Source organism: Marinomonas sp. ATLA20, assembly GCF_057180105.1.
This window is the reverse complement of sequence record NZ_JBXUKU010000004.1, coordinates 13,612-36,792: the sequence shown is the minus strand read 5'-3', so window position 1 is coordinate 36,792 and position 23,181 is coordinate 13,612. Positions and strand designations below refer to the sequence as shown.

Genomic DNA, 23,181 nt, shown 5'->3' with positions numbered 1-23,181 from the left:
CCTAATTATTACGCTGAATGCATCTACATTCAGCCAAACTTAACTTTTATGAAGATAGAGATAAATTTCTTCCGCTTTTTTGGCGCTAATTCCTTTCACCTTCGAAATATCTTCTTGGCTTGCTGACAACAACTCTTGATAGCCACCAAAGGCCGTTAGCAGCTCTTTACGTCGATTTGGCCCAATACCCGGAATATCTTCCAATACAGAGTGTCGACGCTTCTTGTCTCTTCTGCGGCGATGGCTCTTTACCGCAAATCTATGGGCTTCATCTCGAATATGCTGAATCAGGTGCAAAGCAGCTGAATCTGGCGGCAATACCACTTCATCTTCTTTGGAGCCGATATACAGGGTTTCAAGACCTGGTTTACGCGTATCGCCTTTGGCGACACCCAATAAAAAGATATTCACCAAGCCTAATTCTTTTAACACGGCTTCAGCCTGAGTTAACTGGCCTTTACCACCATCAATAAGCAAGACGTCTGGCGCCTCTAGCTCACCACTTTTCACGCGTTTATAGCGGCGCGTCAGTGCCTGCTTCATGGCACCGTAATCATCGCCTGGTTCGACGCCTTCGATGTTAAATGATCGGTAACGTTTTTTATCCGGCCCATCAGCCCCAAACACCACACACGATGCGACGGTTGCCTCGCCACTAGAGTGACTAATATCAAAACACTCCATGTGCATCGGTGGCTCAGAGAAGCCTAACAATTTTTGCAAGGCGGTTATACGACTAAAGTGATTACGTTTGTCCGATAGGCGCGCTTGTAACCCTTGTTCGGCATTAAGTTTTGCTAACTCAAGCCAACGGGCACGCTGACCTCTCACATTGCTCAGCACTTCAATTTTTTTCTGCGTGGTTTCGAATATACCTTCCACCAGCGCATCACCATCTTCTAGCTCGTGACTAATGATAAGCGTCTTAGGTAACTCTTGAATACCACCCAAGTAAAATTGAGCGATAAAAGACGATAATAATTCACCTTCCGTGATTTCGATCGGCATTTTGGGGTAATAACTTTTACTACCGACTACTTTGCCTTTGCGTATCATCATCACATGAACACATAAACCACCGGGTTGAATAATAGAGGCAATCACATCAGCCTCGCCCGTTTGCCCATAAACATGCTGCTGTTCTTGAATATGTTTGAGTTGGATAATTTGATCACGTAACTCGGCCGCGCGTTCAAATTCCATGTCCGCGGCGGCGGCGCTCATTTGTGTGGTGATTTCCGTTGTGAGTTCTTGGTCTTTGCCTTGCAAAAACATGCGCGCGTGACGAACGTCCAGTTCGTATTCTTCATCACTAATTAAGTTCACGCAAGGACCAGAGCAACGCTTAATTTGATACTGCAAACAAGGCCGAGAGCGATTCGCATAGGTGCTGTCTCCACACTGGCGTACTTTGAAGACCTTTTGCATGGTATTCAAACTTTCTTTCACCGCACTTCCACTCGGAAAAGGACCAAACAAGGTGCCTTTGTCGGTTTTATCACCACGACGAAACAGTAAGGCCGGATGATGGTGATTCGATAGCAAAATATACGGGTAGGATTTATCATCCCGTAGCAAAATATTGTACGGTGGACGATGCTGTTTAATCAGCGTTTGCTCAAGGAGCAAGGCTTCTGTTTCGCTTTTTGTGACGGCAATTTCAATGGTGTGGATACGACTAACCAAGGCCATGGTTTTGGTCGTTAACCCTGTTACGCGAAAATAGCTCGCAACACGATTTTTTAGATTTTTTGCTTTTCCGACATAGAGCAACTCGCCATTTACATCGTACATGCGATAAACGCCTGGACGCGTGGTTAAGTTGCTAACAAAATGCTTCGGATCAAATTCTGAATGGCTCAAACAAACCTCGTTTTTCGCCTAGCCCATACCAAGCACATTGTAACGTACCGCCAAGTGAATCAACTCGACATCGCTGTCTATGTTCAACTTTGAAAAGATACGAGTACGATAAGTACTCACGGTTTTAGGACTGACATTTAAGTGCTCGGCAATTTCGTTGGATTTTTTGCAATCTACGATCATCTGAGCCACTTGTAATTCTCTATCAGATAATTGCCCCAATGGTGAACCTTGTCCGTCGATGGAAAACTTAGACAGGGCCATTTTCTGAGCAATACTTTTAGAAATATAGTGTTCGCCTTTCGATACCATTTGGATGGCTTCTAATAGCTCGGAGGTGTTGGTACCTTTGGTCACATAGCCAGACGCACCGGCCTCCAACAGCTTCACTGGGTATAAGTTGTCATCAAGGGCAGACAAGGCAATCACCTTGGTTTTCGGTAAGATGCGCTTTATTTCTTTTGTCGCGCCTAAACCACCAATTCCCGGCATATGCACGTCCATCAAAACAATATCTGGCAATAAGATTTTAGACTGAACAATGGCTTCTTCACCACTATGTACAACACCGACAACCTCAACGCCTTTTACATCCTGTAATACACGACTAATACCTTGGCTAACCATGTCATGGTCGTCAACAATCAATACTTTTAACATAACAACCTCACCAAAACTTTACTACGCATCGTGTCTATTTTTATCGCACCTAGAACGGAATTGAACCTAGAGCATCCTGCCAATAAAAATTATGTTATAGAACAAATAGAAAAAACGCACCATTATTCCGGCAGCATTTCTTTATACCCCATTTCTAAGAGCTTTTTTTGACTAATTTCACGATAACGAGCTCGCACGCCAGACCCATGTGTTTTTTGGGTGTAATAAAGTAAAGGAGCGATCTGCTCTTCATCAACAGATAAATCGCCTGCAATTTTACCCGCTAAATCTTTTACGCTCAGAGTTTGCTTGTCTTCGATCATTATGACTTTAGGAATAACTAAGCGTTCGCCAGCAATAACTCGATCTACGACTTTCAAATAACTTTTTTCAAATAAAGGCCAAGTGACTCGCTCTTCTTCAGATTTCAGCTTGTACCAACCCGCCTCAGAGCCTGCAAAGAATACGGCCGTATGGCTCCATTTATACTGCAATGGATCAGTTCGGCAAGCACACGCTTCAAGATACGCCGCTCGAGGATCTGGCAAACCATACGCTTTATACGCGGTATTAATCAGTTTCAAGAAGTCTGCAATGGTTGGCGGCCAAGTATGCTCTTCTTTAGTACGCTCTACTGCATAGGCCAACAGTGGCTCTTGAAAGCCTTTCAAAGCAATCGCCCACTCACGTTTTGCGAGTTTCACTTCATCCGTTGTGCTGTAAGCAGAGGCAAATTTGTGGGTGTAGATGGCTTTAAAACGCGCAAACAACATATTAACCAAGATACGCGTTTGCTGTTCTGCCTCTGTTGGACCCGATTCACGGCTGCTGTTACCAGCATTACCATAGCCTGCGTTACCATACCCTGGATTGCCGGAGCCATACTCACCAGTCTGTGTCGTGGATGTTGTTGAGGGCGTCGCTAACCTGTTCTCTAGAGGTTTTAGTAAATTTTGTACTGCCTGAGGTTCCTTCATATGAAGACCTATCTGATTGTTTGTATTGCCACTGACGTTTTACGTATTTAAAAAATTCGCTGTTCCAAGTTCTGACATTTTTCCGCTGCTCTTTGATTCTCAGCAAAAACTCAGTTTGCAAAGACAAGGCAAATTCGCGAGCAATGCCTGCTTGGCCAATTTGTTCTAACGTCGCCTCTTCAGGTTGCCACTGATCCGGTTGTCGAGCACGCTCTTTTTGCTCTAGGTACAAGTCGAAATCCGTGACTCCGCGACGGTCATTGACCACTGGCGGAGAGGGTGCTTCGTATTGTCGAACAGGTTGCTTCGCAGGGTAGCTTTTAGGCTGCGGCGTGAATTCTTCGGTTTTCTCCCGAGACGCTTTATGCAACCGATCCATTTTACTCATCAAGGAATCTTCTTTCGAAGGCTCTGCGGCTGGTTTAACCGTTTGTGCCGCTTTTTGCGATGAAGCTAAATGAATCTCAAGTATTTCTTCTTGGCGCTGAAAGCTCAACAGTTGGCTAATTTGTAAATTCGACAACAATCGCATCAACATAGGGACAGTCCAGAATGGTAGCTGAACACTAAGTCTACTCATTTCAACACGTAAAGCATTGGAACCAACAAGATAAGCCTGCTGCTTCAAAAAGGTCAATAATACGGTTTCTTCCAACCCAATCTGGGCTGCCATTGAAAATGATATCGGTAATGAATAGTCGTTATCCAACATAAATCTCGCTTCGCGTTTTACTTTGCATACCTAACAAAATAGCTAGCATGACAGTCTATCAAAAGCCGTTCCCATTAGCACGAGAACCTTACACTTACCTCACGGTCCGTACATAATGAAGTTTGCCATTTTCACTGATCATTAGACTTTAATTTTATTTCCTAACAACACCACTGTTAAGCAACTTTGACAGGATTCAAAAACACTCCTATGCTCAAATTACAGCAATGCTTTTTGTTCAACGCTCTAATCAAGCCCTATGCTACAAAACCAAAATAATCAAGAAAGGCTCGCAAAAAAACGCTTGATAGAGAATTCTGCACTGTTGGTTCCAAGAACATCACTCAGGAGGAAAGCAGTATGTACACTACTAAAATTTCTGGTCACCATATCGATGTAACTCCAGCGATCAAAGATCACATCCATGAAAAACTCAGCAAAGTATCCAAGTTAACAGACCAAATAACCTCAGTAAATGTCACTTTATTGAAAGACAGCAAAAGCCAAAAAGCAGAAGCAAGAGTACATATTCCCGGCAAAGAGATTTTTGCAGCAGCCTCCTCTGAAGACAGATTATTTCACGCAATCGACAACATGGTTGATAAGCTGGTCAAACAAATAGACAAACACAAAACCAAACAATCCATTAGTAATCACAAAACAGCGATCACTCACTAACTATCAAAAATACTTTACCCCCCTTCATTATTTTCTAAAGAAACATCGCAATTGTGCGGTGTTTCTTTATATTTACGACATAGATAAACAATCACGCTTGAACTTTGGAACTTTCAGCCGCATATTAAGTCTATTGATAGTCTTAAACCCTTAAAGGAGTAATCTCATGCGTTACACAGAAGCCCTTTCGACACATTCGTCACAAGCGGCAAATAAAACGCTCCGCAATACTTACGGACTGTTGTCGCTTACCCTATTGTTCAGCGCCTTCACTGCGGGCATGAGCATGGCTTTAAACTTACCCCATCCTGGCCTAATTATTACGCTAGTAGGCTTTTATGGTTTGCTTTTCCTAACACACAAATTTAAAAACAGCTCTGCTGGTCTTCTTTGTGTGTTTGCGTTAACTGGATTTATGGGCATTACCCTTGGGCCTATATTAAGCATGTACATGAATCTGCCTGGTGGCGGCAGCTTGATCATGAGCGCCTTAGGCATTACAGGTCTTTCATTCCTAGGCTTGTCTGCTTATGCATTGGTATCAAAGAAAGACTTTAGCTTCCTAAACGGATTCATTACTGTCGGTTTCTTTGTACTATTATTCGCTGTGATTGCTGGCATCTTTATTAAAATGCCTGCGCTACAAATCTTCATCTCTGCTGGTTTCGCGCTTTTCTCTGCGGCGGTTATTTTGCTGCAAACAAGCCAAATCGTACGTGGCGGTGAAACCAACTACATAGTTGCAACAGTGACTCTGTATGTTTCCATATACAACATGTTCCTAAGCGTATTGTCTCTTCTTGGTATGGCTCGCGATTAATAATCCGTCACACCAATACGAAAAAGGCCGCTGACTGCGGCCTTTTTTATGTGTAAAATTTACAGCATCTCATACCAAGGTTATTTTTCATGCAATACACTTTGCTCATTACGGGTTCACCATACCAAAGCAAGGCTTGCCACACTGCACTTCGCTTCATTCGTGCTGCTCTGAATAAATACCCAAACAGCATTAAAGGTGTATTTTTTTATGAGGACGCGGTACTGATTGGCAACCAAACCGCACAGCCGCCAAGAGATGAAATCAACCTCACTAAGGCATGGCAAGAAATAGCAGAACAACACAGCGTCCCTTTGTATTTGTGTATTGCAGCAGCGGTAAGACGCGGCATTATTAACGAAAGTGAAAGCCGTCGCTATGAGTTAGAACAACACACGCTTGCAGAACATTTTCAGCTTGAAGGCTTGGGAACACTTGTTGATCTAATAAACAGCACGAACAAAGTCATTCAGTTTAGGTAACCTTATGAAACACACTCTAATCCACCTAAACTCCAGCCCCTATTCCAGCTTAGCTTGCAAGGAAGGTTTAGATCTCGCTCTGGTTCTGGCCACCTTTGAACAACCTGTGGACTTGTGCCTATCTGGAGCCGCTCTCGCGCTATTGACTGACAACCAAGAACCAACAGCAGAGCAAGGCAAAAATCTGCATAAGCTACTAGCAGGGCTGGAATTTTACGATATAGAAAACATTTACATAGAAAAGAACCACTCTTGGCTTGAAGACAATCCAACGTGGCAAGGCGTTCAACCACTCAACGGCGACGAATGGCAGACAATGTTTTCACAATACCAACAGGTTTTCCGGTTTTAATTATGCGACTTCACCAAATAAATCAACTCGACTACCCAGCAGCGTTAGAAACAACGTGGCAAAATAGCGTTCAATCTGGCGACCAAATATTGCTGATTGAAGAAGGCTTTTTAAGACTGATTCAGCACACCAGCACATTGCAAACGCTGCTCGAAAAAACACAGGCAGAATTCTATTATTTGCAAAGCGATGCAACAGCTTATGGTTTATCACCAAAACTAGGCACCGCTCTTTCAGAAGAAGAATGGGTTGAGTTAACCTTTAACGCCGAGGCGAACATTAGTTGGTAATTAATATGACAGACAACGCAGTCGTTCTAGATGAAGAAGGCTATTTACTTAACCTACAAGATTGGACACCAGAGCTTGCCAGTCAACTAGCGAAAGATGTGGACGTTGAGCTAACCGATGCACATTGGGAAATCATTCATTTGTTGCGCGACTTCTACAATGAATTTGAGGTCTCTCCAGCCATGCGCCCTCTGGTAAAAGCCGTATCAAAAAAACTCGGAGCAGAAAAAGGCCGTAGCATTTATTTAATGACCTTATTCCCCGGTAGCCCACCTAAGTTAGCCGCAAAAATCGCTGGCCTGCCAAAACCGGCAAATTGCTTGTAACACTCAAGACCTTAAAGAGACAAAAAAGCGGAGCCATTTAAGCTCCGCTTTTATCCAAACGCTTTAAGCAATAAAGAAACTTAGTACTTTCCGTACCACTCTAATTTCTTCTGCAAAGTCACAACCTCACCAATAATAAGTAACGCAGGGGATTTTGCTTCATTCACCACAGATACGTCATACACATCTTGGATAGTAGAAGTAAAAACGCGCTGCTCACTGGTTGTGCCTTTTTCGACAATGGCCACCGGCATGGATGGACTCATACCAAATCGAATCAACGACTGGGTGATATCTTTAAGGCCTGTTAACCCCATATAAATCACAAGAGTTTGCGCAGGATGAACCAATTCCTCCCAAGGCAACTCCGTCGTACCATCTTTCAAGTGACCCGTTAAAAATCGAACCGACTGGGCATAATCACGATGGGTTAACGGAATCCCAGCATACGCGGCACAACCTGCCGCCGCCGTGACTCCAGGAACCACTTCGAAAGGCACACCTTCGTCTATAAGTTCTTCTAGCTCCTCACCGCCACGGCCGAATATAAAAGGATCACCACCTTTTAAACGCACCACCATGTGGCCATCTTTTGCCTTGGCAGCAAGCAAACTGTTAATCTCATCCTGCGGAAGGCTATGCAAAGACTTGGCTTTACCTACGTACATTTTTTCTGCCGTTTCAGGAATGAGCTCAATAATCTCTTTGCCAACCAAGCGGTCATACAAAACCACATCGGCCAATTTTAATAACCGATATGCTTTCAGCGTTAACAATTCTGGATCACCTGGACCCGCACCAATCAAATAGACCTTGCCCGTCATAATTTCCAATATCCACTCATACAAAAAAGCCTCATAAAGAGGCTTTTCATTTAAACAGAGTCACTCTAAGACCTTTTTACGATATTACTAGCACACTAGTGTAACGCCAAGGTATCAAGTTACGCTTTTTTCAATACCGTCTTACCGCCCATATAAGGCACTAATACATCAGGAACACGTACATTACCATCCGCATCTTGATAGTTTTCAAGCACAGCAACTAGCGTACGACCCACAGCCAAACCAGAACCGTTCAAAGTATGTGCTAACTCAGGACGACCAGTTTCAGGGTTGCGCCAGCGCGCTTGCATACGACGGGCTTGGAAGTCCCACATGTTAGAACAAGAAGAAATCTCACGGTATTTGCCTTGACCAGGCAACCACACTTCAATGTCGTACGTTTTGTGCGCAGAAAAACCAAGATCACCACCACACAAGATCACAGTACGGTAAGGAAGTTCTAGTTTCTGCAAAATCACCTCTGCGTGACCAACCAACTCTTCAAGCACTTGTTCAGAAATATCTGGACGACAAACATGAACTAACTCAACTTTTTCAAACTGGTGCTGACGAATCATGCCGCGAGTATCACGACCATAGCTGCCTGCTTCGCTGCGAAAACAAGGCGTATGAGCCACAAATTTCTTATGCAAATCTGCGTCATTCAAAATCTCATCACGCACCAAGTTTGTTACTGGTACTTCTGCTGTTGGGATCAAATACAGGTCATTGTTACCGCTGTCTTTGTCCACTGGCACTTTAAACAAATCCGCTTCGAACTTAGGTAGCTGACCCGTTCCTTTTAAGGAGTGAGAGTTTACCAAGTAAGGCACATACACTTCAGTATAACCATGCAAGTCAGCATGAGTATTGATCATGAATTGCGTTAGAGCACGATGTAGGCGCGCCAAGTCAGAATGCATAACGGCAAAGCGAGAGCCAGTAATTTTAACTGCCGCTTCGAAATCCAGCATTTCCATCGCTTCACCAAGATCGACGTGATCTTTTGGCTCGAAGTCAAATTGCTTAGGCGTTCCCCAACGACGAACTTCAACGTTGTCGTCTTCCGTTTTACCTTCAGGGACAGATTCATGTGGAAGATTTGGAATGCCTTCTAACAAGCTTTCCAACTCTTCTTGAACTTGTGTCAGCTGCGTTTTTGCAGCTTCAAGATCATCACCTAGGGTTGCCGTTTGCGCTTTTAGCTCAGCTGCTTTGTCTTTATCGCCAGACTTCATTGCCTGACCAATGTCTTTGGACACTGAATTTCGGGCTTGTTGCAGCTGCTCGGTTTCTACCTGGATGGCTTTACGACGCTCTTCTAAGGAAGAGAAAGTCGCAACATCCAACTCGTAGCCTTTCTTTTTAAGTTGAGCCGCAATGGCTTCCGGGTCAGCGCGTAATGCTTTAATGTCTAACATCTGGGCAACAATATCCTTCAATCAGTGTGTATAAATAAATTAGAGCGTTTTACAAAACAAGGGATTAGAAAAAACGAGCGACAGCCATACCAGCTGCCAGACCTGCAATCCCCAAAACACAACTCAATAATAAATAGCTTGCTGCTGTTAGCCAAGCCTGCATGTTAATAAGAGAGACAATTTCCAACGAAAAAGTGGAAAAAGTGGTAAATGCACCTAAAAAACCCACCATAACCAAAGGTCGATAAGGTTCAAGTGATGGCATACGCTCACTAATCACCACAAAAGCGATCCCCATCAGTACACAACCCAATACGTTAATAATCATAGTGGCAAAGGGAAAATGGTGATTCCAATAGGTATTAATCCATTTCGTCATGCCATATCGACTTAATGCACCAAAGGCACCACCCACGGCAATCATAAAATACATCATTCTTCATCCCCTTGAGAGAAACCTGTAGGTTGGTACAAAGAGCCATAACGCTGCAATGGACTTTGATCATCTAGGTCAGATAACCAAGCCAGTTTATCATTGATTTTCTTTTCTAGACCACGATCTGTCGGATGATAATAACGCATATCCGCCAACTCTTCTGGCATATAATTTTCGCCTGCTGCGTAAGCATATTCTTCATTATGCGCATAACGATACTCATCACCGTGCCCCATGCTTTTCGCCAAAGACGTTGGCGCATTACGCAAATGCGCAGGCACTTCATAACTGGGTTGCGCTGCGACATCCGACATTGCCTGCCCAAACGCTTTATAAACGGCATTACTCTTAGGTGCGCACGCCATGTAAACAGCCGCTTGCGCTATCGCACGATTGCCCTCACCAGGGCCAACACGTTCAAATACATCCCATGCGTTTAGGCCAATTTGCAAGGCTCTCGGGTCTGCATTACCTATGTCTTCCGATGCAATTGCCAGCAAACGCCGCGCAATATACAAGGGGTCACAGCCGCCATCTAACATACGTGCCATCCAATACAAAGCACCATCAGGCGATGACCCCCGAACCGATTTATGGAAGGCTGATATTTGGTCGTAAAATACATCGCCTTTACGATCAAAACGGCGAACACTGCCACCTAGCACGTCTTCCAATTGCTCTTGAGTGACTTTACAGCCCGGCTCAACAAGATCCGATAAGATTTCTAAGAAGTTAAGGCCACGACGAATATCACCATCCGCAGCCTGAGCAAGAACAGACAAAAAGTAATCGTCTATTTGAAAAGTATTCCCCTGAGCGTCTGCGCCGATTCCCTTATGGTGATCTTGCAAAGCCCTCTCCAACACTTGCTTTACGTCATCCACGCTCGGTGTTTTCAAACGATATACACGTGCTCTCGACAACAAAGCTGAATTCAATTCAAAGGCTGGGTTTTCTGTCGTTGCGCCGATAAACAAAAAGGTACCATCTTCTATAAATGGCAAAAATGCATCTTGCTGCGACTTATTAAAACGATGCACTTCATCGACAAATAAAACGGTCTGTGTGCCATTCATCTGACGCAAATTTTTTGCTTTATCCACGGCAGCACGAATTTCTTTCACACCAGACATGACAGCCGATATTTCAATAAACTGCGCATCAAGGGCATGGGACAAAAGTTGAGCAAAGGTGGTCTTTCCCACACCTGGAGGGCCCCAAAGAATGAACGAATGACAATGTCCAGTTTCGACCATTCTCCGTAACGGCTTTCCCGGACCAACCAAGTGCGATTGCCCGATATATTCATCGAGACTAGAAGGTCGCATTCTGGCCGCCAGAGGCTGATACGCCCCCGTTGGTGCGTCAGAAAAAAGATCCTTCATTACTGACCTTCTTCAATCACATCCACGTTAGCGGGCAAGTCTAGGACAAAGTTTTCTTTCGCCACGCCTTCATGCGTTTCAACATTTTTGAACTCAATAACCGTTGTTTGCCCTAGCGCATCTAAGATACTCATCGCGCTAATCACCTTATTTCGGAAGGACAGCGTCAATGTTTGAAATAAATCCTGATCTTCTTTCGGCGCTAAACGAAATTTTTCATCACCAAGAGTCGTCACATTATAATGCGGAAGTACTTTTGCCGCTGGTTGACCTAATAGCGCAGCAGGAGAATTACCTACTGTGCCCGATAATGGCTTCTTCGTTGCTTGCTCTAAATCTACATCCCAAACGGTAATGTATTTACCGTCAGAAATAATACGCTGCGCAAAAGGTGTCACGCTATCCCAAACAAATTGGTTTGGCTTAGCAAGAAGAAAAATACCTTCGCTTACTTGTAGCTGCTTGCCTTTTTCATCATAAGTTACCTGACGAAACTCACCTTCAATATTGCGGTTCTGCTCAAGCAGGCTTTCTATTGAGTCTGTAGAATCTGCAGCTTGCACAATGGCAGCTTGAAGAGCCATTACGACAGAAAACAGCACCATAGTGACTAATTTATTCAACAAAATAGATCTCCACAAAAACATTAAAAATAAAAGTTCTAAGAAAAAGAACACTTCAATCCTTTTTATTCAGGAATCAAAATATCACGCTGCCCATTGGTTCCCATTGGACCGACTAGACCAGCCGCTTCCATTGCTTCAACCAAATTAGCCGCTCTGTTGTAACCTATTTTCAAACGCCGCTGAATAGACGAGATCGAAGCTTTACGCGTTTCAATGACAATTTTCACAGCTTCATCATAAAGTGCATCTTTATCTTCTCCACCACCATCTGTCATTAGGTCTTCAGGGTTAACAACGACATCCTGAATATAATCAGGTTCGCCTCGCTCTTTCCATTCCTCCACCACAGCATGCACTTCTTCATCAGAAACGAAAGCACCATGTACACGAATTGGCGTAGGAAGACCCGCAGGCAAGTACAGCATGTCACCCATACCCAAAAGCTGATCTGCACCACCTTGATCGAGAATGGTTCTGGAGTCTATTTTCGAAGATACCTGAAAGGCCATACGCGTTGGGATGTTGGCTTTAATCAAGCCGGTAATAACATCCACAGATGGACGCTGTGTCGCCAAAATCAAATGAATACCTGCCGCCCTTGCCTTTTGTGCAATACGAGCAATCAGCTCTTCTACTTTTTTACCAACAATCATCATCATGTCGGCAAACTCGTCGACTATAATCACAATATAAGGCAAAGGCTCTAAATACGGTACAGTCCGAGCGACACCATCTTCTGAGAACATGGCCATTTCAGGTTGCCATAACGGATCTTCGATCGGCTTACCCGCCTCAATCGCATCACGTACTTTTTTGTTGTAACCCGCAATATTTCGCACGCCTAATTTCGACATGAGTTTATAGCGACGTTCCATTTCATCTACCGACCAGCGCAAGCCATTCGCTGCGTCTTTCATGTCAGTAATGACTGGAGTTAAAAGATGTGGAATGCCTTCATAAATCGACAGTTCAAGCATTTTAGGGTCGACCATGATCATACGCACCTCGTCTGGAGTCGACTTCAGCAACATACTTAAGATCATGGCATTAACACCAACAGATTTACCTGAACCTGTCGTACCTGCCACCAATACATGGGGCATTTTAGCTAGATCGACAACAACAGGCTCACCAGAAATGTCATGGCCAAGGGACAAGGTTAGTGGCGAGGAAGATCGATCGTAGGCATCGCAATTAATCACTTCCGAAAAATACACGGTGTCGCGAACCTGATTAGGAATCTCGATCCCTATGGTTGATTTACCAGCAATCACTTCCACCACTCGCACACTCATCACACTCAAAGAACGCGCAAGGTCTTTTGCCAAATTGGTTATACGTGACACTTTCACGCCCGGTGCTGGCTGAATTTCAAAACGAGTAATAACTGGACCGGGATTAACTTCAACCACTTCCGCCTTTACCCCGAAATCTTGTAAGCGCTGCTCTAACAATTCAGACAAAGCCAATAGCTCATCTTCGGAATAACCGCCTTGTTTTGGTTTTGGCTTGGTAAGAACGGATCGATCAGGCAAAGAGTAAGCTTCTATTTTTTTATCACTCTCAACTTCATCAGAATAAGGCCCACCAAGTGAGTCCAGCTGCTTCGCTTCCGATAAGGTACGAAATGCCGGTTTGTGCGCAGGAGGAATGGTAGAAGGATGCTTATCATGATCAAACAACATAGCATCGGCTTGATCTTTAGACACACCTGAAGGAGCAACCTCTTGCTGATCTTCCCATTCTACAGGTTCTACCCTTGCTGTTTGTGTGGTCTGAGTAACGACCTCTTGCGCTGTGTCATCACGTTTTGTCGACCAAGTTTCTTCGATATACAGAGTGTCGCCAAAATTGACGTCTTTATCGTCAAAGGATAAACCATCGACAGATAGATCGTCTAATCCACCAAACGCGGGCTCTTCATGATTTGCTGGCAAATCTGTAACAGGCTCATCCGCTTTCGCAGACTTAGACTTTGAGAACAGTGAAGACAAACTAAACTTGGATTTTTTACTTTCCTCTGGGTGAGATTCGTCATCAATAGAATCTTCGAACAATATATTGGCAGTAGATTGCCCTTTGGCCACTGGTTCAACTTTCGTCGGCTCAATGGAGGCTTTTTTTCTTTTTCTAACGATTGCAGGTTCTTCTGCTTCATCTGCAATATTAATACTGTCAGCTGTACTGGCTTTTTTATTGGCTTTTGCTTCGCGACTATCTGTCCATTTTTGACGCACAAACATAGCAAAGGTGTAGGCTTTTTCACCCAACCGATCCATCAAGCTCAACCAATGCACTTGAGATAATAAAGTAAAGGCCAAAGTCACCAAGGCTAAACTGACTAACGTTGCACCATCATAGCCAATAAAACCATACAGCAAGACACCAAGACCACGACCTAAGATGCCGCCGGTACCGTATTGAAGCGCAGGCTCGCCAACCGTATGTAAAAAGCAAAGAACAGAACCAAAAGATAAATACAAGATGCTGCCGATCGTACAAAGCAAGGCGTTATTAAGAGGCAATAAGGAATGAGGGTTGCGCCATATAATAATCGCGACCCAAAAAAACAAAGGGGGTAAGGAATAAAACAAAGACCCGAAAAAACCAGACGCTAAATCTGCAATAACAGCACCAATTGGCCCCATAGAGTTCTGAGTCGCTGCGCCGCTACCAGAATAAAACCAACCAGCATCTGCCGGATTGTAAGTATAGGTCGCTAAACCAAAAAAGAATAAAAATAACAACGCTGCAATAAACGCTGCTTGTTTAGCAAACAACTCCCAAATTGGTGATCGTACCGACTCACTCATCTTTTCTGACAAAACGTACTTCCTATTTTATGCTAATCAAAACAAAACCCACTCCATACAGCGGAGTCACAAGTTCGCTAAGCTTACCATAAAAAAAGCCAGCCCAAAGGGCTGGCTTTCGCTTTAACTAGTAAAGATATTCTCTTTTTAAAAGAATGCCTTATATAGAAAGTCTTAGAAGTTAGCTTTAACACCAACTTTTGTTTGCTCAGCAGAATCTAGATCAGATGCATCGCCAGCGTAGTTTTTCACGTAGTAAACTAGATCGCCAGCAGCATACTCACCCACGAAGTAAGTACCAGATTTCTCTGCTTCCATGTCGGTAGTATATTCTAGAGTTAAAGTCAACGCTTCAGACGCTGCAAATGCTACAGATGCAGTCATAAGCTCAACATCAGTGTCGCCAGTTGCGCCTGATGCACCAGTACCGTAGTTTAGAGACAAAGTAGCTGGACCAGTAACAGTCTGAACACCAACGTTTACTGCGTTAGCATCACCTACCGCGCCGCCAGATACACCAGCTTTAAAGCCGCCGAAATCCATTACGTAAGAAGCAGCAAAACCGATCTCGCCATCTTCTGAACCAGAAGCAGCAGTTGCTTCAAGAGCAACAGTTAGCTCTGGAGAAACTTTGTAACGAATGCCAGTGCTATCAGTGTCACCTGAAGTTTTAAGATCAACACCACCGTAGTACTCATCCATACCCATGAAAGAGCCAGTTGCTACTGTACCGTCAAAACGACCGAAAGAAACGGCACCTTGTTTAACGTACAGTTTCTCAAGACCAATATCTACGCCTTCGCCAGATTCAGCGTTGCCGCCATTTGTAGCAAACTCAAGCTCAGCGTAAACAATACCAGTATCTACGTGAAGCTCTAGCTCACCTTCGTTAGTACCACTAAGTTCACTAGTACTATCGTTCAAAGTTACATATTCAATACCAGCATTACCAGTGATGATTGCATCAGCAGCAAAAGTAGCAGTAGAAACAGCAGCCGCAACAGCAGTTACCGCAAATACAGAAGCAAGTTTAATCGCTTTCATTCAAGATTCCCCTTTATATTATATAATATGGTCTTGTAGACCTATCGATCGATTTTCATCTATCCAAGAAACGTTGTTAAATCAACGATTCATGTATCTTAAAACCCATCAGTTTCACTTTCATGACAGTTGTCAAAAAAGCAATTATTCTTGTAGTTCCCAACACCGTATTCAAATTATCTTTTTGAATTACCGTTTAGGACTGCAACGATTAAAACCAAGTTTTCCATTACGGGTCAAGCACTCCTTGCACTTTTTTTCTTTTTTTTTTCATTTTACGCTCTTTTTTGGACAAAAAGCACTCAACAAGACCCTTAACAGACATTTTTTTTAAGCTATTCGTGCACATTGAAGCCAACTAAGAATAACATCGTGTCAATAAGTCGCAAGCTGAATATCTTTTCTTCCTTAATTAGTTTATCGGGCAGATGTTTTTTTTCTTTAACTTTTCTTGATAAAAATCATCAAACAATAGTTTTTAAGAGGAAAGGAACTATAATCGGATTATCAAATTAATTGAAAATTAAGGATAGTAACCACTTCATGTCAGCAACAGCTACCGAAGATAAACACGAGCTTGTATTACTGTCAGAATCACCTTACGACACACCCGATCCCAGCAAGGCGTTAGAAGATCCTGAAGGTTTATCCGCCATTGGTGGCGACTTATCCCCTACTCGGCTGCTTCATCTGTACAGTAAAGGCTTTTTCCCTTGGTTTAGCGAGCCTGATCCCATCCTGTGGTGGCACCCAGAGCAAAGATGCACTCTTAACCCAGACGATTTTCACGCGTCTAGATCACTTCAAAAAGCCATCAAAAAAGACCAATGGCTATTTTCAGTCAATCAGAATTTTGAGTCCGTAATCGGTTATTGCTCGGCGTTACGAGCAGACAAGGAAGGGACTTGGATATCCAAAGACATTAAAAATGCTTATACAGAGCTACACAAATCAGGCTACGCACACTCTATTGAAATATGGCTAAACAACAAACTTGTGGGCGGCTTTTACGGCGTCGCGATGGGAAATATGTTTTTTGGTGAATCGATGTTTTCGCTCGCACCAAATGCGTCAAAGATAGCTCTAAAGAGATTCTGCGAATTGGCAAAAAATTGCAAAATAGAATTGATAGATTGCCAAGTAGAATCTGACCACCTACTGTCCCTAGGTGCAAAGAAAATACCTAGAGAGAACTTCTGCAGCACCTTAGAGCAGCTCATTCCCAGCATCAAAAAGAACTCAGCTCTCATAAATATTGGCAAAAAAGTAGATAAACAGACGATTTAGAACAAAAATAGGCAGTGTGAAAACACAACTAGGTTTGCCTTACGCTGCTTTTTTAGGCAAAATACGCTCGATCAAAATTCAGACGTCGCTAAATGCACAATCATGATTAAGCTGTTTAGCGCTCAATTGACCAAAGAGGAACATCTTCCCTCTTCGTCTGCAGACCTCCTTTTGGGTATGGTCGGCGTCTACTAAACAATAGTAAGTTAACACCATAGGACACATATTGTGGCAAAAGAAGAAGGCTTAGAAATGGAGGGCACTATCGTTGATACGTTGCCTAATACCATGTTCCGTGTCGAGTTAGAAAACGGACACGTAGTGATTGCACATATCTCTGGTAAAATGCGTAAAAATTACATTCGTATTTTAACTGGCGACAAGGTAAAAGTTGAATTAACACCTTACGACCTTTCTAAAGGACGTATCGTTTACCGCGCACGTTAATTTAAGCAACCCAGCATGGGCAGCTTAGATAGAAGACATAAAAAAACCGGACAGAGTCCGGTTTTTTTATGTCTTCTTAAGGTAACCCCCTACCCTTTCTTCAAAAGGGGGGGGTCATTTCTTAATTGTAATAATCAATGAACAACTGCTTCTTTGATCACTTCAAACTTCAACTCATCACTCTTTTCGTCCAACGCCACTTTGACGTGACCACCATCATGAAGATCGCCAAAAAGAATATGATCAGCTAAAGGCTTCTTCAAATGCTCCTGAATCACCCGAGCCATCGGACGCGCACCCATCTGGCGATCGTAGCCTTTGTTGGCTAACCAACCTCTGGCAGTGTCAGAAACCTCTAACAAGACACCTTTCGGATCAAGTTGAGCCTGCAACTCGACCAAGAACTTATCAACCACGTTAAAGATAATACGCTCATCCAATTGCTGGAACTGAATAACAGCATCTAAGCGGTTTCTGAATTCTGGTGTGAAAGTTCGATTAATCACTTCCATACCGTCAGTTGAGTTATCTTGACTAGAGAAACCAATCGAACGACGAGCCAACTCTTCAGCGCCCGCATTCGAAGTCATCACCAAGATCACATTACGGAAATCCGCCTTGCGTCCGTTGTTATCCGTCAAAGTACCGTGATCCATTACTTGCAGAAGCAAGTTAAAGACCTCTGGGTGAGCCTTTTCAATCTCATCCAATAGCACGACACTGTGTGGGTTCTTCGTCACCGCTTCCGTTAGCAAGCCACCTTGATCAAAACCAACATAGCCTGGTGGTGCTCCAATCAATCGAGACACGGCATGACGCTCCATGTATTCCGACATATCGAAACGAATGAGCTCAAGCCCTAATTGTTTAGCTAGCTGTTTGGTAACCTCTGTTTTACCAACCCCTGTTGGGCCGGCCATCAAGAAAGAACCAATAGGCTTTTGTTCAGCCTTCAAGCCTGCACGAGATAACTTAATCGCAGCGGATAAAGAATCAATGGCATTGTCTTGCCCGAAGACCACCATTTTCAGGTTACGCTCAAGGTTAGACAGCACTTGTCTATCATCAGAGTTAACCGCTCTCACAGGCACTCTGGCGATCTTAGAGACGATATCTTCAATGTCAGCAACCGTGATAACCGCTTTACGCTTCTCTTCTGGCTGTAGTCGCTGATAAGCACCAGCTTCATCCACAACATCAATCGCTTTATCAGGCATATGACGATCTGTCACATAGCGCTGAGCAAGCTCGGCTGCTGCTAACAAAGCTGGCTCTTCATACTTAACCTTATGATGCTCTTCAAATGCGCCAATGATGCCTTTCAATATTTGATAAGTATCATCAACACTTGGCTCGTTCACATCAATTTTTTGGAAGCGACGCGCCAACGCATGATCCTTTTCAAACACACCGCGAAACTCTTGGAATGTTGTTGAACCAATGCAGCGCAAACCACCCGAACTCAATACAGGTTTAAGCAAGTTGGAAGCATCCATGACACCACCAGAAGCCGCACCCGCGCCAATGATGGTATGAATTTCATCAATAAACAAAATAGCATTCGGTAACTTTTTAAGTTCGCCTAACAATTGTTTAAGGCGTTTTTCAAAATCGCCGCGGTATTTGGTTCCTGCCAATAAAGCACCTAAATCTAAGGAATAAACAACACCGTCCGCAATGACATCAGGCACCTGTCCATCAACAATACGTCTTGCTAAGCCTTCAGCAATAGCCGTTTTACCAACGCCAGACTCACCAACCAACAGAGGATTGTTTTTACGACGACGAGAAAGCGTTTGTATTACTCGCTCAACTTCGTATTCACGCCCAATCAGTTTGTCTATTTTTCCAGCTTTAGCTTCTTCATTTAAATTAGTAGCAAATTTTTGCAACGGCGCAGTATTCGTATCTTCTGCCTCGTCATCATGATCCATATCTTGAGAAGAAGCTTCGCCAGTTTTAGAAATACCGTGCGCCACATAATTGACGACATCAATTCGCGCTACGCCATGTCGCTTGAGAAGATAAACCGTTTGACTCTCTTGCTCACTAAAAATAGCCACCAGCACATTCGCACCAGTCACTTCTCGTTTACCAGAGGATTGAACATGGAAAACCGCACGCTGTAATACGCGCTGAAAACCTAATGTTGGCTGAACTTCACGTTCTTCATCATCTTCAGGAATTAGAGGTGTTGTACTATCAACAAATTCCTCAAGCTCCTTACTTAAGGTATCTAAATTCACACCACATGCTTTGAGGACGCTTGAAGCAGCGCCATTTTCAATAAGAGCTAATAATAAATGCTCAACCGTCATGAATTCATGGCGCTTGTCACGCGCCGCTTTAAAAGCCGTATTCAGGGTTTGTTCTAGTTCTTTATCTAACATTGCTATTCCCTCACTCTGAATCAGTCAACCTTTTGTAGGTCGCACATTAAGGGGTGCTCATTTTGTTCCACGAACTGTTGTACCATTGCTACTTTGGTTTCAGCAATATCAAAAGGGTAAATACCGCAAACACCTTTCCCTTTTTGATGCACTTCTAACATTACCTGATTAGCCTTCTCCCCATCCATAGAAAAAAACCTCTGTAACACAAATACGACAAAATCCATTGGCGTATAGTCATCATTAAATAACACCACCTGATACATGGAAGGTGGTTTTAACTCTGTTTCTTCAGGAGCAATCGCAATACTGGAGTGCCCATGTTGCTCGTCATCTTCTGATACTAGTCTAATTTGTTGATCTGTAATCATCCCATGCCTCTGAGGCTACAATTTTTTACGTAACTGGCCAAATCTGACTCATTACCACTTATATACGTTACAGACTACCATTTGGATTTTACAAATCCCAAAAGGGCTTCTACGCTCTTTATTGGGGTGACCAAATGTGCAATCAATGTTTATTGTTAAAATTTTAGCATTGATTGCTCAAAAACAATTTGCACCTATTTAGCAATCTGCGCTATCCGAGTTCTGTTTTTTAACGCGCTTAACGTCATCATTACTCATTTTGAGTGACATAAGCAAATATCGACTGAGTGGATAAGGAGTGACTCATGCATCACGGATCAGTGAAGTGGTTTAACAATGCAAAAGGCTATGGCTTTATTGTGTCGGAAGATTTTAATGAAGATTTATTTATTCATTATTCAGCTATTAATGTTGAGGGCTACAAAACGCTAAAAGCAGGCCAGGCAGTGACCTTTGATGTCGAGCCAGGAGAGCGAGGCCTTCACGCGATTGAAATCAATCCGACAGCAGCAACAGAAAACACTAAACAAGAGGGTACTCACTCCGACGATAAAAATACTCAGCCAGCTTAGAACCGCGTTACCATCGCTATATTGAAGCGAATTTGTTATCTTACTCCTCATAATGAGGAGTAAGACTAACGCTCTTTTGTGCTGTTTTTTTATACTCGTACCCTCTTCTCAACTCTATAATCGAATCCATGTCCTCTAACTTAATTTTATTTAACAAACCTTTTCGAGTACTCAGTCAATTCTCCGTAGAAGGCGATAAGACCACTCTTGCTCAATACATTGACGCTCCCGAATTTTATCCAGCAGGCAGGCTAGACTTTGATTCCGAAGGTCTTTTACTACTGACCAATCAAGGCGCGTTGCAACATGTTATCGCCTCTCCAGACTTTAAGCTCCCCAAAACCTATTGGGTTCAAGTTGAAGGAGATATTTCTGACGAGGCCCTGGAAACACTAAGGCAAGGCGTTGAGCTAAAAGACGGCCTCACCAAACCAGCCGAAGCAGAACGCATGACAGAACCCAATGTTTGGGAAAGAACACCACCCGTTCGCTATCGAGAAGCTATCCCTACAAGCTGGCTATCGCTACAAATTCGCGAAGGTAAAAATCGACAAGTTCGTCGAATGACGGCGGCCGTTGGTTTTCCAACACTCAGGTTAATTCGCTATGCCATTGGTCCTTATACTTTAGAAAATACAGGGGTTGGCCAATGGAACCACATAGAGCCAACTGACAATTTACTAAAAGAGGTTACTCAGTTTGAAGAACAAAGAAAGAGAAAGACTGCCTCACCTAACCGTCGCCGCCCTAGTGAGAATGGGCAACGAAGACCCCAAGGCAACAAAGTTTCTCATGGTGAAGGAATGGCAAGACGGAAACCTAGTACTAAACCAACCAGCCGGCCACGTCGAAAATAACGAAAGCGTCATTCAAGCCGTTATTCGCGAAACAAGAGAAGAATCAGGCTGGCTAGTAGAGCCTATTGGCCTGCTTGGCATGTATACATTTACACCTTACGAAGGGGCAGACACTTATCACCGTCTGTGTTTCTTATGCGAAGCTGTGAGCGAAACTCATGAACCGCTCGATAAGGACATTGTTTCTAGCCATTGGCTAACGTATGAAGAAATCATGGTACTGCCTCATCGCAGCCCATTAATTAAAGCCTGCATTGAAGATTCATTTAATAACCCCATTATCTCCTTATCTTTTGTATCGGATCAATTTCTTCGGCCTATGCCAATAATCAGAAAGTGATACAATAACCAACATTACATTCATTTGAGGCAACGCCTCTTCGCTTTGCGAAAATAATAGTCGAGAAATCACAGCTCATGAAAGAAAGCCCTATTGCGAACAACGCAAACAGCTCAAAAAAAGTCATTGTCGGCATGTCCGGCGGTGTCGACTCCTCTGTATCTGCGCTTATCTTGATGCAACAGGGTTATCAGGTTGAAGGTCTGTTCATGAAGAACTGGGACGAAGACGATGGCACAGAATATTGTACCGCCAAAGACGACCTAGCCGATGCGCAAGCCGTATCTGACAAACTAGGCATTAAGCTGCATACGGCTAACTTTGCCTCAGAATACTGGGACAACGTCTTCGAGCACTTTCTTGCTGAGTACAAAGCTGGACGTACGCCAAACCCAGATATTCTGTGTAATAAAGAAATCAAATTCAAAGCGTTTTTAGAATACGCGATGGCATTAAACGCGGATTATATAGCCACTGGACATTATGTTCGTCGTGGTGAAAAAGATGGCGAACCATTACTCCTAAAAGGCCTAGACGGCAACAAAGACCAGAGCTACTTTTTGTATGCGGTTGGCAAAGACGAAATTGCGAAAACCCTCTTCCCTGTTGGTGAACTTGAAAAGCCAGAAGTACGTCGCTTGGCAGAAGAATTCGGCTTGGTTACTCACAACAAAAAAGACAGCACTGGCATCTGTTTTATCGGCGAACGCCGTTTCAAAGATTTCTTAGAGCAATACTTACCCGCTCAACCCGGTAATATTGAAACCCTAGAAGGCGATAAAATTGCCCGCCACCACGGCTTGATGTACCACACTATTGGTCAACGCCAAGGTTTAGGTATTGGTGGTTTAGCCAAATATTCAGACGATCCATGGTATGTGGTTGAGAAAGACCTAGAACGTAATGTTCTGATCGTTACGCAAGGCGGCCAACATGAGTCCTTGTTTAAAACACATTTAATCGCCGACAACTTCGACTGGGTTGCGAGAGAAAAACCAAGCTTCCCACTAACATGCAAAGCAAAATGCCGTTATCGTCAGCCAGACCAAGAATGCACCATCATTGAATTAGCCGATGGCCGCGTTGAAGTATCCTTTGTGGAACCGCAGCGAGCAATCACGCCTGGCCAATCCGTGGTGTTTTATGTAGACGAAGTGTGTCTTGGTGGCGGCATAATTAACGTCGCTTTTAACAAGTAGTTATTAAGA

General features: G+C 43.6%; 25 protein-coding genes. 12 read left to right on the top strand and 13 right to left on the bottom strand.

The features are described from left to right. Positions 1 to 39: 39 nt before the first annotated feature. From uvrC to AC2A4J_RS08225, 4 genes are all read right to left on the bottom strand, one after another. Positions 40 to 1,863 carry an excinuclease ABC subunit UvrC gene (gene uvrC / locus AC2A4J_RS08240; RefSeq protein ID WP_484175625.1) on the bottom strand — a complete coding sequence of 608 codons (1,824 nt, stop codon included), beginning with the start codon at positions 1,861 to 1,863 and terminating at the stop codon, positions 40 to 42. A gap of 18 nt (positions 1,864 to 1,881) precedes the next feature. Further along, the gene (locus AC2A4J_RS08235; protein WP_255825762.1) at positions 1,882 to 2,523 is read right to left on the bottom strand and encodes a response regulator; all 642 of its coding nucleotides are present in this window, start codon (positions 2,521 to 2,523) and stop codon (positions 1,882 to 1,884) included. A gap of 122 nt (positions 2,524 to 2,645) precedes the next feature. Then, complete coding sequence (locus tag AC2A4J_RS08230) at positions 2,646 to 3,500, bottom strand: replication protein P (RefSeq protein ID WP_484175624.1); 855 nt, start codon at positions 3,498 to 3,500, stop codon at positions 2,646 to 2,648. Continuing rightward, positions 3,409 to 4,212 carry a DnaT-like ssDNA-binding domain-containing protein gene (locus AC2A4J_RS08225; protein ID WP_255825765.1) on the bottom strand — a complete coding sequence of 268 codons (804 nt, stop codon included), beginning with the start codon at positions 4,210 to 4,212 and terminating at the stop codon, positions 3,409 to 3,411. The genes AC2A4J_RS08230 and AC2A4J_RS08225 overlap by 92 nt, the downstream gene beginning before the upstream one ends. A 360-nt stretch (positions 4,213 to 4,572) precedes the next feature. On the opposite strand from AC2A4J_RS08225, the gene hpf reads away from it, so the two are divergent. From hpf to AC2A4J_RS08195, 6 genes are all read left to right on the top strand, one after another. Beyond that, positions 4,573 to 4,890, top strand: coding sequence for a ribosome hibernation-promoting factor, HPF/YfiA family (gene hpf, locus AC2A4J_RS08220; RefSeq protein ID WP_484175623.1), 318 nt, complete (start codon positions 4,573 to 4,575; stop codon positions 4,888 to 4,890). Positions 4,891 to 5,056: 166 nt separating this feature from the next. Then, complete coding sequence (locus AC2A4J_RS08215) at positions 5,057 to 5,710, top strand: Bax inhibitor-1/YccA family protein (protein WP_255825767.1); 654 nt, start codon at positions 5,057 to 5,059, stop codon at positions 5,708 to 5,710. An 89-nt stretch (positions 5,711 to 5,799) separates the two neighbouring features. Beyond that, positions 5,800 to 6,192 (top strand): sulfurtransferase complex subunit TusD, encoded by a 393-nt coding sequence (tusD, locus tag AC2A4J_RS08210; protein WP_255825768.1) that lies wholly within the window; start codon positions 5,800 to 5,802, stop codon positions 6,190 to 6,192. 4 nt (positions 6,193 to 6,196) lie between these two features. Next, positions 6,197 to 6,544, top strand: coding sequence for a DsrE family protein (locus AC2A4J_RS08205; RefSeq protein ID WP_255825769.1), 348 nt, complete (start codon positions 6,197 to 6,199; stop codon positions 6,542 to 6,544). A 2-nt stretch (positions 6,545 to 6,546) separates the two neighbouring features. Further along, positions 6,547 to 6,834 (top strand): DsrH/TusB family sulfur metabolism protein, encoded by a 288-nt coding sequence (locus AC2A4J_RS08200; protein ID WP_255825770.1) that lies wholly within the window; start codon positions 6,547 to 6,549, stop codon positions 6,832 to 6,834. A 5-nt stretch (positions 6,835 to 6,839) separates the two neighbouring features. Continuing rightward, on the top strand, positions 6,840 to 7,160 hold the full coding sequence (locus tag AC2A4J_RS08195) for a TusE/DsrC/DsvC family sulfur relay protein (protein WP_255825772.1): 321 nt from the start codon (positions 6,840 to 6,842) through the stop codon (positions 7,158 to 7,160). 80 nt (positions 7,161 to 7,240) lie between these two features. On the opposite strand, the gene cobA is transcribed toward AC2A4J_RS08195, so the two are convergent. The 7 genes from cobA to AC2A4J_RS08160 form a co-directional block, all read right to left on the bottom strand. After that, the gene (gene cobA, locus AC2A4J_RS08190) at positions 7,241 to 7,984 is read right to left on the bottom strand and encodes a uroporphyrinogen-III C-methyltransferase (RefSeq protein ID WP_484175622.1); all 744 of its coding nucleotides are present in this window, start codon (positions 7,982 to 7,984) and stop codon (positions 7,241 to 7,243) included. A 119-nt stretch (positions 7,985 to 8,103) separates the two neighbouring features. After that, entirely contained in the window at positions 8,104 to 9,405 is a 1,302-nt protein-coding gene (gene serS, locus AC2A4J_RS08185; protein WP_484175621.1) for a serine--tRNA ligase, read from the bottom strand. Between the two features lie 64 nt (positions 9,406 to 9,469). Beyond that, positions 9,470 to 9,841, bottom strand: coding sequence for a fluoride efflux transporter CrcB (gene crcB, locus AC2A4J_RS08180; RefSeq protein ID WP_484175620.1), 372 nt, complete (start codon positions 9,839 to 9,841; stop codon positions 9,470 to 9,472). Then, entirely contained in the window at positions 9,838 to 11,226 is a 1,389-nt protein-coding gene (locus AC2A4J_RS08175) for a replication-associated recombination protein A (protein WP_484175619.1), read from the bottom strand. Before AC2A4J_RS08175 ends, crcB begins: the two co-directional genes overlap by 4 nt. Then, positions 11,226 to 11,852 carry an outer membrane lipoprotein periplasmic chaperone LolA gene (gene lolA / locus AC2A4J_RS08170; RefSeq protein WP_255825778.1) on the bottom strand — a complete coding sequence of 209 codons (627 nt, stop codon included), beginning with the start codon at positions 11,850 to 11,852 and terminating at the stop codon, positions 11,226 to 11,228. Before lolA ends, AC2A4J_RS08175 begins: the two co-directional genes overlap by 1 nt. Positions 11,853 to 11,914: 62 nt before the next feature. After that, entirely contained in the window at positions 11,915 to 14,677 is a 2,763-nt protein-coding gene (locus tag AC2A4J_RS08165; RefSeq protein WP_484175618.1) for a DNA translocase FtsK, read from the bottom strand. Positions 14,678 to 14,839: 162 nt separating this feature from the next. Continuing rightward, positions 14,840 to 15,709 carry a hypothetical protein gene (locus AC2A4J_RS08160; protein ID WP_484175617.1) on the bottom strand — a complete coding sequence of 290 codons (870 nt, stop codon included), beginning with the start codon at positions 15,707 to 15,709 and terminating at the stop codon, positions 14,840 to 14,842. A gap of 543 nt (positions 15,710 to 16,252) precedes the next feature. On the opposite strand from AC2A4J_RS08160, the gene aat reads away from it, so the two are divergent. Further along, positions 16,253 to 16,996 carry a leucyl/phenylalanyl-tRNA--protein transferase gene (gene aat / locus AC2A4J_RS08155; protein WP_484175616.1) on the top strand — a complete coding sequence of 248 codons (744 nt, stop codon included), beginning with the start codon at positions 16,253 to 16,255 and terminating at the stop codon, positions 16,994 to 16,996. Between the two features lie 228 nt (positions 16,997 to 17,224). Further along, on the top strand, positions 17,225 to 17,443 hold the full coding sequence (gene infA, locus AC2A4J_RS08150; RefSeq protein WP_255825782.1) for a translation initiation factor IF-1: 219 nt from the start codon (positions 17,225 to 17,227) through the stop codon (positions 17,441 to 17,443). Positions 17,444 to 17,577: 134 nt separating this feature from the next. Here the strand turns inward: infA and clpA are convergent, their stop codons facing one another. Next, a complete protein-coding gene (gene clpA, locus AC2A4J_RS08145) occupies positions 17,578 to 19,833 on the bottom strand; it encodes an ATP-dependent Clp protease ATP-binding subunit ClpA (RefSeq protein ID WP_255825783.1) in 2,256 nt (751 codons plus the stop codon). Positions 19,834 to 19,853: 20 nt separating this feature from the next. Then, positions 19,854 to 20,204 carry an ATP-dependent Clp protease adapter ClpS gene (gene clpS / locus AC2A4J_RS08140; protein ID WP_012070938.1) on the bottom strand — a complete coding sequence of 117 codons (351 nt, stop codon included), beginning with the start codon at positions 20,202 to 20,204 and terminating at the stop codon, positions 19,854 to 19,856. Between the two features lie 305 nt (positions 20,205 to 20,509). Between clpS and AC2A4J_RS08135 the strand changes: the two genes are divergently transcribed. From AC2A4J_RS08135 to mnmA, 4 genes are all read left to right on the top strand, one after another. Further along, on the top strand, positions 20,510 to 20,776 hold the full coding sequence (locus AC2A4J_RS08135) for a cold shock domain-containing protein (RefSeq protein ID WP_255825785.1): 267 nt from the start codon (positions 20,510 to 20,512) through the stop codon (positions 20,774 to 20,776). 128 nt (positions 20,777 to 20,904) lie between these two features. Continuing rightward, positions 20,905 to 21,633 (top strand): pseudouridine synthase, encoded by a 729-nt coding sequence (locus AC2A4J_RS08130; protein WP_484175615.1) that lies wholly within the window; start codon positions 20,905 to 20,907, stop codon positions 21,631 to 21,633. Beyond that, complete coding sequence (locus AC2A4J_RS08125; protein ID WP_484175614.1) at positions 21,533 to 21,973, top strand: NUDIX domain-containing protein; 441 nt, start codon at positions 21,533 to 21,535, stop codon at positions 21,971 to 21,973. The genes AC2A4J_RS08130 and AC2A4J_RS08125 overlap by 101 nt, the downstream gene beginning before the upstream one ends. Positions 21,974 to 22,050: 77 nt before the next feature. Continuing rightward, on the top strand, positions 22,051 to 23,172 hold the full coding sequence (mnmA, locus tag AC2A4J_RS08120) for a tRNA 2-thiouridine(34) synthase MnmA (RefSeq protein ID WP_484175613.1): 1,122 nt from the start codon (positions 22,051 to 22,053) through the stop codon (positions 23,170 to 23,172). The last annotated feature ends 9 nt before the right edge of the window (positions 23,173 to 23,181 follow it).